Origin of the sequence: Microbacterium amylolyticum (genome assembly GCF_011046975.1) — a bacterium.
In the GTDB taxonomy this organism is placed as follows: Bacteria; Actinomycetota; Actinomycetes; order Actinomycetales; family Microbacteriaceae; genus Microbacterium; species Microbacterium amylolyticum.
This window is the reverse complement of the sequence record NZ_CP049253.1, coordinates 20,279-36,551: the sequence shown is the minus strand read 5'-3', so window position 1 is coordinate 36,551 and position 16,273 is coordinate 20,279. Positions and strand designations below refer to the sequence as shown.

Here is a 16,273-nt window from a genome sequence, read left to right as displayed (position 1 = left end):
TCGTAGATCGCGAGCCTGAATTAGCTCTCAGGCCCGCTGGGCGCCGGCGCGATTCGATGCGGTGATCCATGATTCAAGCCGCTCGGTCGCACGACCGTCGTCAATCGCCGCCGCGGCTTCATCCCGAGCCTCGGACAACCGCTCGATCATGTTGCGGTTCGCCTCGGCCGGGTTCTGTGACAGGCGGTAGGCGACAATGCCGGCAGCCGCGTTCAGGAGAACAACATCGCGAACGGCTCCCTGCTCCCCCGCAAGCGTGCGTCGAAGGGTCACGGCGTTCTCGCTGGGCGTGCCACCGATGAGGTCCTCGATCTGCGCCGTGGGCACGCCGAGATCCCGCGGATGCACATCAAACTCGTGAACATCACCATTCGATACCTGCCAGATACGGCTGTACCCGGTGTTCGTGATCTCGTCGAGGCCGTCCTCGCCGCGGAAAACCAGTGCCGTTGCGCCACGTGTACGGAACACGCCCGTGATGATCGGCACTGTCTGGAGGTTCGCCACGCCCACGGCGTTGGCCTCGGCCCGAGCAGGGTTGACGAGCGGGCCGAGGAAGTTGAACACGGTCGGAACGCCCAGCTCCGCCCGCACGGGTGCCGCGTGGCGGAAACCCGGGTGGAACGCTGCCGCCCAGGCGAAAGTGATGCCCGCCTCATCCAGCACCTGCGACACTCCGTCCGGCGCGAGGCGCAGGTCAATGCCCAATTCGCTGAGCACATCGCTCGAACCCGCCTTCGAGCTGACGGCGCGATTGCCGTGCTTCACAACCGGCACGCCTGTGGCCGCGACGACGATTGCTGCCGTCGAGGAGATATTCACGGTGCCGTGTAGGTCTCCCCCTGTGCCGACGATGTCGAGAACACGTGGATCGACGGGAAGGGGAACGGCAGCTTCGAGAATCGCCGCACGAAAACCGATCACCTCTTCAACGGTCTCGCCTTTTGCACGCAGTGCCAGGAGAAGACCGCCGAGCTGCGCCGGTGTTGCCTCCCCGTGCATCACCTGGCGCATCGCCCACTCAGCTTCGGAAACCGTGAGGTGGTGTCCTCCGACGACCGATGCCAGGATGCCGGGCCACGTTGGTTGCGTCATAGGGCCGATCTTAGGGACGGCGCGGGGTGTCCGCGAAAACCTCGACACGACGTAGAAAAAGGAACAGACGCCTCATCGTGGGCACGAAACGTGCGCAATATTGCGGCACGATCAGCTCTTTATCCCTCCTCTACCAGCGACTTCACCCCCTCTCCATAGCTCAGATGCATGCACAATCACCCCCTTCAGTGCAAAAATCCACTGGCGTTATCGGCCATAATGGACGGGTGACGACCCCAGCTACGTATGCCCCCGCGCCCAGAACGGTGAAGCGCCCCGATCCTGTCAGCGTCGGCACGATCGTGTGGCTTGGCTCCGAGGTCATGTTCTTCGCGGGCCTCTTTGCCATTTACTTCACGCTCCGCAGCACTTCGCCCGGCATTTGGGAGGAAGGCACACAGGCGCTGAACGTGACGTTCGCGTTCATCAATACGGCGATTCTTGTGACCTCATCCGTCACGTGCCAGTTTGGTGTGCTTGCGGCCGAACGTATGCAGCCCTACACGGTGAAGGGCCAGGGCTGGCGATCGCTCGGCATGGTGCCGTGGTTCTGGATCACCTTTGCCCTCGGTGCGACCTTCGTCGCCGGCCAGGTGTGGGAGTATGCACAGCTCGTTGAGCACGGCGTCACCATCAGCAGCGATCCTTACGGCGCCGCGTTCTACCTGACCACGGGCTTCCACGGCCTGCACGTCGCCGGTGGCCTCATCGCCATGCTGCTGACCATCGGTCGCGTCTACGCGGTGAAGAAGTTCACGCACAAGGAAGCGACCACCACGATCGTCGTGTCGTACTACTGGCACTTCGTCGACATCGTGTGGATCGCGCTGTTCGCCGTCATCTACTTCCTGCAGTGAGAGCGGAGCAACACAGTCTTATGGCACGTCAGAAGAACAAGCGCCGCTCAAATGGCCGCCGCAGCCCGATTGCAGCCGCAGCACTGATCGCTGTGGGTCTGCTCCTCACGGGCGGCCTGTACGCGGGCGCTTCGGTAGCCGTCGCAGCAAGCGACACGGGAAGTGCGCAGACCTCGCAGGTTAGCGCCGAAGACGGAGAAATCCTCTTCCAGGCCAACTGCGCCACCTGCCACGGCCTGAGCCTCGAAGGAACCGAGAACGGCCCGTCGCTCTACGGCGTCGGCGCGCTCGCCGTTGAGTTCCAGGTGGCAACCGGCCGCATGCCCATGCAGGCGCACGGCCCCCAGGCAGATCAGAAGCCCGTGCAGTTCACCGACGCACAGATTCTGTCGATGGCCGAGTACGTCCACTCCATCGCCCCCGGACCGGGTTTCCCTGAAGCCACTGTCCTGGACGGCGAGGGCGATGTCGCCCGCGGCGCTGAGCTGTTCCGCATCAACTGCGCGATGTGCCACAACGTCGCAGCAGCGGGTGGAGCCCTCACCGAGGGGAAGTTCGCCCCGGACATCAACGACACCTCGGCTCTGCACATTTACGCCGCCATGGTCACGGGGCCGCAGAACATGCCCGTGTTCAACAACATGAACCTCGACGAGCAGGACAAGCGTGATGTCATCTCGGCGCTGCTGTATCAGCAAGAGATGCAGGCGCCCGGCGGATTCACGCTCGGATCACTCGGTCCCGTCTCTGAGGGTCTGTTCATCTGGATCTTCGGCATCGGTGGTCTGATCGCCATCGCGGTGTGGATCACGGCGAGGTCGAACTAACCATGGCGAATGACCAGGACGTGACAAGGAGCACGATGTCTCACGACGAACAGGCCGGCATCGAGAAGGCGCAGCAGCCTTCTTCGGGTCTCGCCGTCTCGATCGACGATCCGGTACAGAACCCGGGTATGCCGCCGCACCGCACCCGGATGACGGACAAGGATCCGAAGTCGGCGAAGGCAGCAGAGCGCGCGATCTACGGCCTCTTCTACCTGTCCGTAGCCGGGAGCATCTGGGCGGTCGCCGCGTACATGCTGTTCCCGATCGAGGACATGCAGTACACCTCGATCCGCAACAACAACATGTTCATCGGACTCGGCATCGCCCTGTCCTTGCTGTCGATCGGTGTCGGAGCAATCCACTGGTCGAAGACCCTGATGAGCGACAAGGAGCACGTCGAGGAACGGCACCCCACCCAGGGAACGCCCGAGACGCGCGCCGGCGCCATCGAGGTTTTTGAGAAGGCAAACGAGGAGTCCGGGTTCGGTCGTCGCAAGATGATCCGCAACTCGCTGTTCGCGGCACTCGCCGCCTCGATCCTTCCCGGTGTCACTCTCTTCCGCGGTCTCGCACCGCACGACGGGAACGACCCTGTCGCGCTGCTGAAGCAGACGATGTGGGAATCGGGACAGCACCTTGTTCGCGACCCGCACGGCACGCGCATCAAGGCGTCAGATGTGACCATTGGATCGGCGTTCCACGTCATCCCGGAGAGCCTCGCGGGGCTGAGCCACCACGATGGCTACCTCGACGAAAAGGCCAAGGCCATGGTCCTCATGGTTCGCATGCGCCCCGACCAGATCACCGAGCGCGAAGAGCGCAAGGACTGGTCGTACGACGGCATCGTCGCCTACTCCAAGGTCTGCACACACGTTGGGTGCCCCGTCGCCCTCTACGAGCAGCACACACACCACCTGCTCTGCCCCTGCCACCAGTCGCAGTTCGACGTTTCGGACGAGGCGAAGGTCGTGTTCGGCCCCGCCGCACGCCCGCTGCCCCAGCTGCCGATCACGGTTGACGATGAGGGCTACCTCGTTGCCAAGAGCGACTTCACCGAGCCCGTCGGCCCGAGCTTCTGGGAGATCCATTGAGTACCGCCACCACCGAAGAGAAGAAGGCTCCGCTGGGCGGCCGCTTCGTCGGCGCCACGGCGAACTACATCGACGAGCGCACAAGCGTGTCGGGCCTCGTCAAGGCGCTCGGACGTAAGGTCTTCCCCGACCACTGGTCGTTCATGCTCGGCGAGATCGCGCTGTGGTCGTTTGTCGTCGTGCTCATCTCCGGAACGTTCCTGACGTTCTTCTTTGAGCCGTCGATGGTCGAGACGTACTACCACGGTGCTCACGCGCCGATGCGCGGTATCGCCATGTCCGCAGCCATGGAGTCGACGCTGCACATCAGCTTCGACCTGCGCGGCGGCCTCCTGGTTCGCCAGCTGCACCACTGGGCCGCATTGACCTTCGTTGCCGGCATCGGTATCCACATGCTCCGTGTGTTCTTCACGGGCTCCTTCCGTAAGCCTCGCGAGCTCAACTGGGTCGTTGGCTTCGTGCTCTTCGTCCTCGCGATGGCTGAAGGCTTCACGGGATACTCGCTCCCCGACGACGTTCTGTCGGGCAACGGCCTCCGCATCATCGACGGCATGATCAAGGGACTTCCCGTGATCGGCCCGTGGACGTCCTACCTCCTCTTCGGCGGTGAATTCCCCGGAACGGACATCATCCACCGCCTCTACGCGCTGCACATTCTGATTCTTCCGCTCCTGGTGATCGCGCTGATCGCGGTCCACCTGTTGCTGATGATCGTCAACAAGCACACGCAGTTCGCCGGCCCCGGCCGCACGAACAACAACGTCGTCGGCTACCCGATGATGCCCGTGTACATGTCGAAGATGGGTGGCTTCTTCTTCATCGTCTTCGGCGCGCTGGTTCTGATCGCGTCGCTCGTGCAGATCAACCCGATCTGGGGATACGGCCCGTACGACCCCTCCCCCGTTTCTGCCGGAACGCAGCCCGACTGGTACATCGGTTTTGCCGACGGCGCGCTGCGCCTGGCTCCGCCGCACCTGGACTTCACGATCTTCGGACACGTGTATCCGATGGGTATCCTGCTGCCGATGCTCGTGCTCGTGGTGTTCATCGTGCTTGTCGCGATCTACCCCTTCATCGAGGCATGGGTCACGGGCGACAAGCGCGAGCACCACATCGCTCAGCGTCCCCGCAACGCGGCAACGCGAACGGCGATCGGTGCCGCCGGCGTCTGGTTCTACGCGGTCCTCTGGGCGGCGGCATCGTCGGACCTCATCGCGACTCACTTCCGTCTCACGATGGAAGGCGTGATCCACGGCCTGCAGGCTCTGCTGATCTTCGGCACGGTCATCGTGTACTTCATCACGAAGCGCATCTGCATCGCGTTGCAGAAGAAGGATCGAGAGATCGTCCTGCACGGCTACGAGTCGGGTCGCATTGTTCGCCTTGCCGGCGGAGAGTACAAGGAAGTTCACAAGCCTGTCGATGAGTACGAGCGCTGGACGCTCGTGGCCGATGAGACATACGAGCCGCTTGTCGTCCGCCCCGATGACAACGGCCGGATCACGATGTCGCAGAAGCTCCGCGCTTCGATGAGCCGCTGGTTCTTCGAGGACCGCCTGCAGCCTCTGTCGAACACGGAGTACCAGGAGTCGCTGGAGCACCAGAAGCACGTGCTGCACGAGATCGGTGAGCCGGCTGACGGCCACCATGAAATCGAGCAGGGCGACGACAAGAAGTAAGCGCCTAACGCAGTGAGGGCCTTGAATCCGGAAGGATTCGAGGCCCTCACTGCGTTACCTCCCCCGACAGTGCGAAGGGGAGGTGATTAGCGTGCCGGGTGGCGCAACATCGCTGTTGCGCCGTATCCCAGCTCCTCGCCTTTGCCCCACGGCTCAAAGCCGAAGCGCTCGTACAGGCGCCGCGAACCGTTCGACGTGGCTTCGAGGTAGACGGGAAGGCCTTCGGCATTGATCTGACGCAATCGGTACTGCAGTAAGTGGGTGCCGTTCCCCTCCCCCTGCGCGTGCCGACTGACGACGATCGTGTCGAGATACCAGTGGGGGAATTCCGGTCGCTGCGACGCGAAGTACGCGTCGGCTGCCTCCGCCTCCGCTCGATGTTTCCGTCCAATTGCAACGGCAATGCGTGAGCGCAGCACGGCGCGGTCGATCGTTGACGCCTCCAGCGGATACGCCGGCTGCCACATCGCAACAGCGCGCACACCGCCATCCGCGCCGCACACAACGTCCACCGCGCCTCCCGTCAAAAGGGTGTGATGCAGCAGCGCCAGATGCACCTGAGCGATACGACGTTCCCGGTCTTCTTCGCCGGGGATCAGCGCGCGCACCATGTCGTCGTCGCGGAGTTCCTGTCCGATCAGCGCAGCGCACGCCCGCAGATCGCTTGTTGTGGCACCTCGAACAGGAAAGTGCGTCATGCCCTCATTCTGCCGCTGTGACCCGTCTTTGCGCGCACCCTCCCAGCCTTTTCATTGTTCGGCCACGAGTTCTTCGTCCGGACGTCAAGGGGCGACGGCGGAAGGATAGGGCACCCTACGCGTTCGGACGCGCGGCAGTCCCTGTCCCTCGACGGCGAAGTGCGGGTACCGGTTCAGCGTCCGTACCCGCGACGTCCCCGTGTCCGAGAACCGTGAATCCGGCATCGGCGATCATCGCCACATCATCCTTCGCGTCTTGTCCCTCACTGGTCAGATAATCACCGAGAAAGAGCGAGTTGGCGACCTCGAGCGCCACGGATTGCAAACTACGGAGATGCATCTCTCTGCCACCCGCGATACGGACCTCGCGGTCGGGGCATGCCAACCGCACCATCGCGAGAATCCGGAGGCACTGCATCGGCGAGAGCTCGTGAGTTCCTTCCAGCGGTGTGCCGTCGAACGGCATGAGGAAATTCACGGGGATCGAATCGCTCCCCATCTCGCGAAGAGCGAAAACGGCCTCGACCACCTGCTCATCGCTCTCCCCCATCCCAACAATCAGCCCCGAGCAGGGAGACATTCCTGCCCCTTTAGCCGTCTCGACCGTGTCGACACGGTCCTGATACGAGTGCGTTGTGCAGATGTCGTCGTACAGCGACTCGGCCGTGTTGATGTTGTGGTTGTACGCGTCTGCGCCGGCCTCAGCAAGCTTCTGCGCGTGGCGCTCGCGCAGGAGTCCGAGGCACGCGCACACCTCAACGTCGGGGTGATCTTCTTTGACTCGCCCGATCATGTCCGCAACGCGCTGCACATCTCGATCGCTGGGTCCGCGCCCCGACGCCACCAAGCACACGCGTGAAGCGCCGCCGTCAATACCGTGCTGCGCCTGTTTGGCCGCTTCTTCCGTCGAAATCCACGTGTACTTCAAGATCTGGGATGTCGACCCCAGACGCTGCGAACAGTAGGAGCAGTCTTCTGCGCACAGCCCCGACTTGAGGTTGACGAGATAGTTCACCTTCACCGTGCGACCAAAGTGCGCCTGGCGGAGCATCCCGGCCGCCGCGATGAGAGACATCGTCTGGGAATCGGGCGCTCGGAGCGCAGAAAGCGCCTCAGCCGCCGCCAGAGTGTGTCCGCGCTGGATCCGCCCCACGAGCTCGAAGAAGTCCGCGACATCGGCCCCTGACGCCTCGCACCGTGTGGTCATCGTTCTCGACATGCCGTTACGCCTCTTCTCTGTACCCATCGCACTGAACACTGTTCATTGAACAGTGTTTAGTAGAGAAGTGCAAAGTGCACGCAAAAGGCCCCGGATCCCTGAAGGATCCGGGGCCAGCATCGCGGAAGGTCAGCGCGCGAAGTTTCCGCGGTAGTACTCGTAGACCCAGCCCACCAGACCGATTGCCAGAAGAGCAATCGCGAGCGGGATGAGGAAGTGTGCCGTTGCCAGCGAAACCACCGCAACGGCGGGAGCAGCGGCAAGCACGAGAGGCCACCAGGACCAGGGGCTGAACTCGCCCTGCTCCACTTCGCCCTCGTCGATCGTTGCCTCGAGACGGTCCTCAGGAAGCTCAACGCCCTTCTGAGCGCGGTGCCACCGCCACACGAAGAAACCGATCATTGCTGCCAGGAAGCCGGAGAAGAGAAGGGACGTTGACCCCACCCACTCGATGCTGGTTACCCAGTCACCGGTCCAGTGAGCGATGATGCTCCAGACCGTGTATCCCGCGAAGCAAAGGAAGAAGAAAGCGGTGAGAACCCACCAGATCGCAATCTGGGATTTCATGAGTTACGTCCTTCCTGCTGCCCCGGTTCCGTGGCTTTGCCGGGAGCAGCGTAGTCTTCGGCCGCTTCGGGGTGGTTCAAATCGAACGCGGGACGCTCGGAACGGATACGCGGAATCGACGTGAAGTTGTGACGGGGCGGCGGGCAGCTCGTTGCCCACTCCAGCGATCCGCCGTAACCCCACGGGTCGTTGACCGTGACCTTGGGCGCCTTGCGCGCCGTGATCCACACGTTGAGGAAGAACGGAATCATCGATGCAGCGATCACAATCGCACCGATCGTCGACAGCTGGTTCTGCCACGTCCAACCGTCGGCCTCAGAGTAATCCGCGTAGCGGCGAACCATGCCGTCTACGCCCAGCCAGTGCTGGATGAGGAACGTCATGTGGAAGCCGATGAACAGCAACCAGAAGTGCACGTAGCCCAGACGCTCGTTCAGCATCTTTCCGGTCCACTTCGGCCACCAGAAGTAGAAGCCCGCGAACATCGCGAAGACAACCGTTCCGAAGACGACGTAGTGGAAGTGAGCAACAACGAAGTACGAATCGCTCAGGTGGAAGTCGAGCGGAGGCGACGACAGAATGACACCCGTCAAACCACCGAACACGAACGAGACCAGGAAGCCGAGTGAGAACAGCATCGGCGTCTCGAAGGTGAGCGAGCCTCGCCACATCGTGCCGATCCAGTTAAAGATCTTCACACCCGTTGGAACCGCGATGAGCATCGTCATCAAGGCGAAGAACGGCAGCAGAACAGCACCGGTGACGTACATGTGGTGCGCCCACACCGAAACGGAGAGCGCGGCGATGGCGATCGTCGCGTACACCAGCGTCTTGTAACCGAAGATCGGCTTGCGGCTGAACACCGGGAAGATCTCGGAGACAATGCCGAAGAACGGCAACGCGATGATGTACACCTCGGGGTGTCCGAAGAACCAGAACAGGTGCTGCCACAGCAGAACACCGCCCGACTGTGGGTCGTACACGTGCGATCCGAGGATGCGGTCACTTGCAGCAGCAAACATGGCCGCGGCGAGAACCGGGAACGCGATGAGGATCAGCAGGCTGGTCACCAGGGTGTTCCACGTGAAGATCGGCATACGCCACATCGTCATGCCCGGAGCACGCATCGTGATGATCGTCGTGATGAAGTTCACACCACCGAAGATCGTTCCGAAACCAGAGATTCCGAGGCCGACCATCCAGAGGTGCCCACCGACACCGGGCGAGAACGACGCATTCGCCAGAGGCTGATACGCGAACCAACCGAACGATGCGGCGCCCTGCGGGGTGAGGAATCCGGCGACCGCGATGAGCGAACCGAAGGTGAACAGCCAGAAAGCGAAGGCGTTCAGACGCGGGAAAGCGACGTCGGGCGCACCGATCTGCAGCGGAAGCAGAATGTTGGCGAATCCGGCGAACAGCGGCGTCGCGAACATCAGCAACATCACGGTGCCGTGCATCGTGAACAGCTGGTTGTACTGCTCCTTCGTCGGAATGATCTGCATTCCGGGCTCGAAGAGCTCAGCGCGAATAATCAGCGCCATCACACCGCCGAGGCAGAAGAACAGCACCGACGTGATCAGGTACATGTACCCGATGGTCTTGTGGTCGGTCGACGTGATCCAGTTGACGATCACGTTGCCCTTCTGACCGACGCGCGACCCGCTCATCAGAGCAGCCTGGCGCGGCGGAAGGGTGCGCGAACGCTCGTTGATGGTGGACGTGCCCACGATCAGTGTCCTTCCTCGGCCGGCGTCAAGTTCGCCTGCGCCGGGTTGTTCTGCAGACGCTTGTACGCGTCGTTGATGTCTCCGGTTTGACCAGCGGCCTCGAGTGAGGAGAGGTACTCCTCGTACTCGGCCTCGCTGACGACGTCGACCTCGAAGAGCATCATCGAGTGGAACTCACCGCACAGCTCGGCGCACTTGCCGGCGTACGTGCCCTCACGCGTGGGAATAAACGACCACGAGTTGTCGTGACCGATGTACATGTCCTTCTTGTACAGGAAGTCGATAATCCAGAACGAGTGGATCACATCGCGCGAGGTGAGCTTGATCGTCACCTTCTGGTCAACGGGAAGCACCAGGCGCGGCAGCTTGTCGGTGTCGATGTCACCGTTAGCGGCAGGCTGAGCCTGGATGCCCATGGAGTACACGGGCTCGCCGCCAGCGGTGGCGTCCTCGTACTGGAAGTCCCAGGCCCACTGCTTAGCGATCGCCGTGATCTCGACGTCAACTTCGTCGTCTTCCCAGGCCTTTTCAACCGCTGCCTGCTCACGAGCCGTGAAGGCGAACAGGCCGATAACGAGAATCAGCGGCACCGAGGTGAAGAAGATCTCGATCGGCATGTTGTAGCGCAGCTGCACGGGGAGGCCGGTCTGGCCCTTCCTGCGGCGGTAGACGATCATCGCCCAGAGCATGAGGCCCCACGTAATGACACCGACGACAAGCGCCACGATCCAGGATCCGACCCAGAGCGAGGCAAGGCCTTCGGTCTGGTTGGTCGCGGGAACGCCGGATTCATCGAATCCGGGCAAGTATCCGTGGAGCTCAGTGGGGGTGCACCCCGCGAGCGCAGCAGTAGCCGCGGCGATCAGCGGGACCGTGGCCCAGCGGATTCGGCGTTTCGACGGCACGAATTCACCTTTCGAACATGGATGTGGCTAAGAACCATCCTATGGCAAGGTGCCACCCGATTTATGCCACCGACCCCGCACGTCGCGCGGAAACGATGGGTTTCATGGCAACGAAAAGGGGTCCCGCGCCACATGGCGCGGGACCCCTTTTCTGGGTGTGATCAGTGGAAGCTATCGCCGCAGGCGCAACTTCCCGATGCGTTGGGGTTGTCAATTGTGAACCCCTGCTCGGCGATCGTGTCTTTGAAGTCGATCGACGCGCCGTCGAGATAGGGAACTGACATGCTGTCAATGATGACCTCGACGCCGTCGAAGTCGACGGTCTCGTCACCTTCGAGGTAACGCTCGTCGAAGTACAGCTGGTAGATCAGGCCGGAGCAACCTCCGGGCTGCACGGCAACGCGAAGTCGAAGATCATCGCGTCCCTCCTGCTCAAGCAGGCTCTTCACCTTGGCCGCGGCGGCGTCAGTGAGGCCAACACCGTGCGCACGCTCTGGCGCATCGGCAGTCGTCGTGGCGTCTGTCATGACGGTCTCCTCTCCGGATGGTCACCGCACGCAGCGGCTGGTGAATCGAGTCTAAACCCGGTTCATGGCACTGAGGTCGCCGGGCACCGCGATCGTTACGGCTTTGTCCGGCGGTTCATCCGCGCGAGCATCAGCGTTTCCGAGCGAATGGCGTGCCGGAACGTGTCGATGTGAAGAGATTCGTTGGGGCTGTGCGCGCGCGAATGGGGATCCTCAACACCGGTCACGAGGATCTGTGCCTCGGGGAAGCGCTCAACCAGGTCTGAGATAAAAGGAATCGATCCACCGACTCCGTAATCAACGGGTTCCGCGTCGTATCCGTCAGCGAGCGCGGCACGGACCTCTTCGACCGCCCAGCCCGTTGTGTCGACGAGGAATCCGTCACCCAGGTCAACTTCGCTAAAGGAAAGATGGGCCCCGTATGGTGCGTTGTTCAGCAGATGCGTCCGGATCGCCTCGTACGCATCGGCCGCAGACTGGCCCGGTGCAACCCGGCAGCTGACGACGACCGTGATCTCAGGCGCGAGGGTGTTGCTGGCGTGTGCGACGGACGTGTGGTCGATGCCCGTCACGGTCACGGTCGGCTTGTTCCAGATTCGACTGAGGATCGTTCCGTCGCCAATCGGCTGCACGCCGTTCAGGAGCCCCGTCTCGTCGCGAAGCATGGCCTCGTCGTATTCGGGAGTTGCGGTGTCGCGCACGGCGAGTCCGTCCACCGCAACAGCGCCGTTTTCGTCCCACAGGGAGTTCAGGAGACGAATCGTCGCCATCATGGCGTCTGGCACAGCACCACCAAACATTCCCGAGTGCGACGCGTGGTCGAGCGTGCGCACCGTCAGGTGGAACGTCGTGTTTCCGCGCAACGAAACGGTCAGAGCGGGCGTCGTCGAATCCCAGTTGCCCGAATCGGCGACAACAATGACGTCGGACCGCATCTGCTCGGCGTTCTCGGCGAGGAACGGGGCGAAAGATCGTGATCCGTACTCTTCTTCCCCCTCGATGAACAGAACGAGACCGACGTCGAGGTTCTCGGTCCCGACCACCTCGGCAAGGGCACGCAACGACGCGATGTGCGTCATCACCCCTGCTTTGTCGTCTGCCGCACCGCGCGCGTAGATCCGCCCATCCCGCACGGTCGGCTCGAATGGCGGGGTGTTCCAGAGCTCGTCGTCGCCGGGAGGCTGAACGTCGTGGTGCGCATAGAGCATCACGGTGGGGCGTCCAGCCCGGGCGGCGCGAACCGCGAGCACGGCGGGCTGCCCCAGCTCGCCATCCTGCGCATCCGTGAGCGGAGCGCGCTTGATCTCGACAGTGTCAAACAGGCCCGTCTCTTCCGCGAGAGATGCGATGCGATCGGCGCTCGCAACGAGCTGTTGCTGATCGAACGCAGGCCACGCAATACCGGGAATCCGCACGAGGTGACCAAGGTCGTCGATCGCTGCCGGGAACCCCCCGTCGACGGCCTCAATCAGCGGCTGGTCTTCTGCGGGGATCGTATCCCCAAGCGAACCGGAAGTCATGCGGGTAATCTTAGAAGGATTCCCGACTCGAACCCCATGAGGTACCTCTATGGCCACGAACGCTGCCGAAGACGACGCGACCCCCACTCCGAACGTCGGTAAGGGACGGCCAACGCCAACCCGCGCCGAACAGGAGGCTAAGCGCGTTCGCCCTCTCGTCGCAACGACGAAGGAGGCGAAGAAGGCCGCGCGAGCCGAGATGCGCGAGCGTCAGGACCGCGCGCGCGTCGGCATGGCCAACGGCGAAGAGCGATTCCTCGGCCCCCGCGACAGGGGCCCGCAGCGCCGCTTCGTCCGCGACTGGGTCGACGCCGGATGGCACCTCGGCGAGTTCCTCATGCCCATGATGATCGTCGTCATCGTGATGACCTTCATCCCGACCACGCTCACGCAGGTCTGGTCCTTCGGCCTTCTCTGGGTGTACATCATCTTCGTCATCGGCGACATGATCCTGCTCGGCCGACGGATGAAGAAGAAGGTTGCGGAGAAGTTCGGCGAGGACAAGCGAGAAAAGGGCCTCGGCTGGTATGCGGCCATGCGCTCGCTCCAGATGCGCTTCATGCGCATCCCGAAGCCGCAGACGAAGCGCGGCGAGTACCCGCGCATGTAGGCAGATACACGAAGGCGCCGTGCCAGCTGGCACGGCGCCTTTTCGTATGCGTCAGAGTCCGCGGTTGATCTGGTGCGCCCACGCCGGGCCGCGGTAGATGAACTCGGTGTAGCCCTGCACGAGCGTTGCGCCCGCCTCCAGCCGCTCGCGTACGTCGTCCGATGTGCTGACGCCGCCGGCAGAAATAACGCAGAAATCGGCGTCAGGAACCGTTGAACGAACAATCCTCAGAACCTCAAGAGACCGCTCCTTGACCGGCGCACCAGACAACCCGCCCGCACCGATCGTTTCGATCTTCTCGTCATCCGTGACAAGTCCCGCGCGCGAAATCGTCGTGTTCGTCGCGATCAGACCGTCGAGACCGACCTCGACCGCGAGCGAGGTGATTCCCGCCACTTCGTCGTCCGACAGATCGGGAGCAATCTTCACCAGGAGCGGTGTCTTCCCCGCCGCCGCGCGCACGGCTTCGAGAAGTGGGCGGAGCGTTTCCACCGCTTGCAGACCGCGCAGTCCGGGAGTATTGGGCGACGACACGTTCACGGCGAGATAGTCGGCAAGAGGAGCGAGCATCGTCGCACTTGTCACGTAGTCCGCGGTTGCATCGTCAACAGCGACAACTCGGCTCTTTCCGATGTTGGCGCCGATGATGGCACCACGCTTGCGCAGTCGTGCCAGGCGCTTCGCCGCTGCCCGCGCACCATTGTTGTTGAAGCCCATGCGGTTGATGAGCGCCCTGTCATCGATCAGGCGGAACAGGCGCGGCTTGGGGTTACCAGGCTGCGGAATCGCCGTGACCGTGCCCACCTCGACGTGTCCGAAGCCCAGGGCTTCCAGCCCCCGAACGGCAACGGCATTCTTATCGAAGCCGGCCGCCATACCGAACGGCGTGGGAAAGGTGAGCCCCATCGTGCGTACCTGCAGAGCCGGGTCCGGGCGCGTCCACCGCGCGACGACGGGGGCGATGGGACGAAGCCCCGCCGCGCGAATCGCCGCCATACCCAGATGATGAGCGGTTTCCGGATCCATATGACGGAAAACAGTGCGAAAAACGGCGTCGTAAAACACGGGCGCTTACTCCTCCTGGGGGGCGCGCCGATGATCGGCGCGCAGTTCGGCGATAGCTGCCTCGAAATCATCGAGCGACTCGAAGGCACGGTAGACACTCGCGAAGCGCAGGTAGGCGACCTCATCAAGATCACGCAGCGGCCCCAGGATGGCGAGACCGATGTCATTTGTCTCGAAGGTGCTCTGGCCGGTCTGACGCAGCTCCTCCTCAACGCGCTGAGCGAGGATCGCGAGATCATCGTCGGTGACGGGCCGCCCCTGACATGCCTTCCGGACGCCCGACATCACCTTCTCCCGCGCGAACGGCTCAACAGCACCCGACCGTTTCACGACGTTGAGACTGGCCGTTTCGACCGTGGAGAATCGTCCGCCACACTCGGGGCACTGGCGACGTCGCCTGATGGACAGGCCGTCGTCAGACGTGCGCGAGTCGATAACGCGCGAATCGGGATGGCGGCAGAAAGGGCAGTGCATAGCCCGCCTACCCTATCCCGGAACGCCTGAGCGTCACGCGTCCGAAAACCGCGCGGTCACGGCCTCACCGTGCGCGGGCAGCTGCTCCTCGTTTGCCAACGCCACAATCCGGGCGGCAACGTCGCTGAGCGCTCCTCGGTCATACTCAATGACCTGTTGCGCGCGCAGGAAGGTATAGGCGCCAAGGCCAGAGGCGTATCGCGCTTGTCCGCCCGTCGGGAGAACGTGATTGGAGCCGGCCATATAGTCGCCGAGGCTGACAGGCGTTGTCTCACCGACGAAAATGGCGCCAGCGTTGGTGTAGCGGCTGACCGCGTCGCGCGCATCGCGCAGGTGGAGCTCCAAGTGCTCCGGACCGTATGCGTTGCTAAACGCCTCAACGGCAGCTTGGTCCTGAACCAGAACAACAGCCGACTGCGGGCCGTCCAGCGCCGTCTGCACGCGCTCGGCGTGACGTGTGCGCGGCGCGATATCGGCAACGGCGGCCTGAACGCGCTCGGCGAGATCGGCGGAGTCCGTCACGAGAACAGCGCCCGCCTGTTCATCGTGTTCGGCCTGGCTCACCAGGTCATACGCGATCAGGCGAGCATCAGCGGAATCGTCCGCCGCAACGAGAATTTCGGTTGCTCCCGCCTCCGCATCGATTCCTACGCGTCCAGAGACGATGCGCTTTGCCGCGGCAACGAAGTTATTGCCCGGGCCGGTCACGGTGTCAACGGGGTCAAGCCCGAGGGAGGGCACGCCAAAGGCAAGCGCACCGATTGCTCCGGCTCCGCCCATCGCATACACCTCTTCGATGCCGAGAAGGCCCGCTACCGCCAGAATCGTGGGGTGAACGCGACCCCCGGCATCACGCTGAGGAGGAGAGGCGATGGCGATGTGCTCTACGCCCGCGACCTGCGCGGGAACAACGTTCATCACAACGCTCGACGGATAGACGGCTTTACCGCCGGGGATGTAGAGACCGGCCCGTGAGACGGGTTGCCACCGTTGAGCAACACGCGCACCTCCCGCAAGCTCGGTGACCTGGGCAGGAGGGACCTGCGCGGCACTCGCGGTGCGCACTCGCCGAATCGCTTCCTCGAGCGATGCACGGACATCGTCCGAGAGGCCGTCAACGGCCTCGGCGATGTGCGCAGACGGAACGCGGATGTCGTGCCCGACAACCCCATCGAATCGCTCCGCTTGATCGCGCAGTGCGTCTGCGCCCTCTTCCCGCACGGCATCGACGATGTCGCGCGCCGCATCCTGCGCTGCCTGCAAGGCATCGGCCGCACGGGGAACGGCGGTGAGAAGCTCGGCGGGCGAGAGCGACCGGCCTCGGAGGTCGATCAATCGCATGGGAAGGCCCTTCGTGTCAGATCGGTATCGATAGGGAGGTGCCGCGGGCCCCGCGTGTGTCGGGGGCA

Annotated in this window: 16 protein-coding genes; 5 read left to right on the top strand and 11 right to left on the bottom strand. The window is 63.1% G+C overall.

The genetic code is table 11. The features are described 5' to 3' along the window. Positions 1 to 27: 27 nt before the first annotated feature. On the bottom strand, positions 28 to 1,095 hold the full coding sequence (trpD, locus tag G6N81_RS00175) for an anthranilate phosphoribosyltransferase (RefSeq protein WP_165131419.1): 1,068 nt from the start codon (positions 1,093 to 1,095) through the stop codon (positions 28 to 30). Positions 1,096 to 1,322: 227 nt separating this feature from the next. On the opposite strand from trpD, the gene ctaE reads away from it, so the two are divergent. The 4 genes from ctaE to qcrB are packed head-to-tail and all read left to right on the top strand — an operon-like array spanning position 1,323 to position 5,549. Next, the gene (gene ctaE / locus G6N81_RS00170; protein WP_342591732.1) at positions 1,323 to 1,952 is read left to right on the top strand and encodes an aa3-type cytochrome oxidase subunit III; all 630 of its coding nucleotides are present in this window, start codon (positions 1,323 to 1,325) and stop codon (positions 1,950 to 1,952) included. A gap of 20 nt (positions 1,953 to 1,972) precedes the next feature. Continuing rightward, on the top strand, positions 1,973 to 2,779 hold the full coding sequence (gene qcrC / locus G6N81_RS00165; RefSeq protein ID WP_165131413.1) for a cytochrome bc1 complex diheme cytochrome c subunit: 807 nt from the start codon (positions 1,973 to 1,975) through the stop codon (positions 2,777 to 2,779). A gap of 35 nt (positions 2,780 to 2,814) precedes the next feature. Then, a complete protein-coding gene (gene qcrA / locus G6N81_RS00160) occupies positions 2,815 to 3,870 on the top strand; it encodes a cytochrome bc1 complex Rieske iron-sulfur subunit (protein ID WP_165131410.1) in 1,056 nt (351 codons plus the stop codon). Further along, positions 3,867 to 5,549 (top strand): cytochrome bc1 complex cytochrome b subunit, encoded by a 1,683-nt coding sequence (qcrB, locus tag G6N81_RS00155; protein ID WP_165131407.1) that lies wholly within the window; start codon positions 3,867 to 3,869, stop codon positions 5,547 to 5,549. Before qcrA ends, qcrB begins: the two co-directional genes overlap by 4 nt. An 86-nt stretch (positions 5,550 to 5,635) precedes the next feature. Here the strand turns inward: qcrB and G6N81_RS00150 are convergent, their stop codons facing one another. The 7 genes from G6N81_RS00150 to G6N81_RS00120 all read right to left on the bottom strand — a co-directional run bounded on the left by G6N81_RS00150 (position 5,636) and on the right by G6N81_RS00120 (position 12,715). Further along, positions 5,636 to 6,247, bottom strand: a complete 612-nt coding sequence (locus tag G6N81_RS00150; protein WP_165131404.1) for a GNAT family N-acetyltransferase — start codon at positions 6,245 to 6,247, stop codon at positions 5,636 to 5,638. A 115-nt stretch (positions 6,248 to 6,362) separates the two neighbouring features. Continuing rightward, positions 6,363 to 7,466 carry a biotin synthase BioB gene (gene bioB / locus G6N81_RS00145; RefSeq protein WP_241244992.1) on the bottom strand — a complete coding sequence of 368 codons (1,104 nt, stop codon included), beginning with the start codon at positions 7,464 to 7,466 and terminating at the stop codon, positions 6,363 to 6,365. A gap of 129 nt (positions 7,467 to 7,595) precedes the next feature. Further along, positions 7,596 to 8,033, bottom strand: coding sequence for an aa3-type cytochrome oxidase subunit IV (gene ctaF / locus G6N81_RS00140; protein WP_165131401.1), 438 nt, complete (start codon positions 8,031 to 8,033; stop codon positions 7,596 to 7,598). Further along, positions 8,030 to 9,703, bottom strand: coding sequence for an aa3-type cytochrome oxidase subunit I (gene ctaD, locus G6N81_RS00135; RefSeq protein ID WP_241245149.1), 1,674 nt, complete (start codon positions 9,701 to 9,703; stop codon positions 8,030 to 8,032). The genes ctaF and ctaD overlap by 4 nt, the downstream gene beginning before the upstream one ends. A gap of 62 nt (positions 9,704 to 9,765) precedes the next feature. After that, positions 9,766 to 10,668, bottom strand: coding sequence for an aa3-type cytochrome oxidase subunit II (gene ctaC, locus G6N81_RS00130; RefSeq protein WP_165131398.1), 903 nt, complete (start codon positions 10,666 to 10,668; stop codon positions 9,766 to 9,768). A 161-nt stretch (positions 10,669 to 10,829) separates the two neighbouring features. Beyond that, positions 10,830 to 11,195, bottom strand: a complete 366-nt coding sequence (erpA, locus tag G6N81_RS00125) for an iron-sulfur cluster insertion protein ErpA (protein WP_165131395.1) — start codon at positions 11,193 to 11,195, stop codon at positions 10,830 to 10,832. Between the two features lie 95 nt (positions 11,196 to 11,290). Then, entirely contained in the window at positions 11,291 to 12,715 is a 1,425-nt protein-coding gene (locus G6N81_RS00120; protein ID WP_165131392.1) for a dipeptidase, read from the bottom strand. A gap of 49 nt (positions 12,716 to 12,764) precedes the next feature. On the opposite strand from G6N81_RS00120, the gene G6N81_RS00115 reads away from it, so the two are divergent. Then, complete coding sequence (locus G6N81_RS00115; RefSeq protein WP_165131389.1) at positions 12,765 to 13,325, top strand: DUF3043 domain-containing protein; 561 nt, start codon at positions 12,765 to 12,767, stop codon at positions 13,323 to 13,325. A gap of 51 nt (positions 13,326 to 13,376) precedes the next feature. Here the strand turns inward: G6N81_RS00115 and G6N81_RS00110 are convergent, their stop codons facing one another. From G6N81_RS00110 to hisD, 3 genes are read right to left on the bottom strand one after another with little or no spacing between them, the layout of a single operon-like run. After that, a complete protein-coding gene (locus G6N81_RS00110; RefSeq protein ID WP_165137472.1) occupies positions 13,377 to 14,351 on the bottom strand; it encodes a quinone-dependent dihydroorotate dehydrogenase in 975 nt (324 codons plus the stop codon). Positions 14,352 to 14,396: 45 nt separating this feature from the next. Beyond that, a complete protein-coding gene (nrdR, locus tag G6N81_RS00105; protein WP_165131386.1) occupies positions 14,397 to 14,864 on the bottom strand; it encodes a transcriptional regulator NrdR in 468 nt (155 codons plus the stop codon). Between the two features lie 33 nt (positions 14,865 to 14,897). Further along, the gene (hisD, locus tag G6N81_RS00100) at positions 14,898 to 16,205 is read right to left on the bottom strand and encodes a histidinol dehydrogenase (RefSeq protein ID WP_165131384.1); all 1,308 of its coding nucleotides are present in this window, start codon (positions 16,203 to 16,205) and stop codon (positions 14,898 to 14,900) included. Positions 16,206 to 16,273: the final 68 nt, after the last annotated feature.

Bases quoted from the DNA above. Each gene is read 5' to 3' on its own strand.
- G6N81_RS00120 (WP_165131392.1), bottom strand. From the start codon at position 12,715: ATGACTTCCGGTTCGCTTGGGGATACGATCCCCGCAGAAGACCAGCCG.
- trpD (WP_165131419.1), bottom strand. From the start codon at position 1,095: ATGACGCAACCAACGTGGCCCGGCATCCTGGCATCGGTCGTCGGAGGA.
- erpA (WP_165131395.1), bottom strand. From the start codon at position 11,195: ATGACAGACGCCACGACGACTGCCGATGCGCCAGAGCGTGCGCACGGT.
- G6N81_RS00150 (WP_165131404.1), bottom strand. From the start codon at position 6,247: ATGACGCACTTTCCTGTTCGAGGTGCCACAACAAGCGATCTGCGGGCG.
- G6N81_RS00110 (WP_165137472.1), bottom strand. From the start codon at position 14,351: ATGGATCCGGAAACCGCTCATCATCTGGGTATGGCGGCGATTCGCGCG.
- bioB (WP_241244992.1), bottom strand. From the start codon at position 7,466: ATGTCGAGAACGATGACCACACGGTGCGAGGCGTCAGGGGCCGATGTC.
- qcrA (WP_165131410.1), top strand. From the start codon at position 2,815: ATGTCTCACGACGAACAGGCCGGCATCGAGAAGGCGCAGCAGCCTTCT.
- G6N81_RS00115 (WP_165131389.1), top strand. From the start codon at position 12,765: ATGGCCACGAACGCTGCCGAAGACGACGCGACCCCCACTCCGAACGTC.
- hisD (WP_165131384.1), bottom strand. From the start codon at position 16,205: ATGCGATTGATCGACCTCCGAGGCCGGTCGCTCTCGCCCGCCGAGCTT.
- qcrC (WP_165131413.1), top strand. From the start codon at position 1,973: ATGGCACGTCAGAAGAACAAGCGCCGCTCAAATGGCCGCCGCAGCCCG.
- ctaD (WP_241245149.1), bottom strand. From the start codon at position 9,703: ATGAGCGGGTCGCGCGTCGGTCAGAAGGGCAACGTGATCGTCAACTGG.
- nrdR (WP_165131386.1), bottom strand. From the start codon at position 14,864: ATGCACTGCCCTTTCTGCCGCCATCCCGATTCGCGCGTTATCGACTCG.
- ctaF (WP_165131401.1), bottom strand. From the start codon at position 8,033: ATGAAATCCCAGATTGCGATCTGGTGGGTTCTCACCGCTTTCTTCTTC.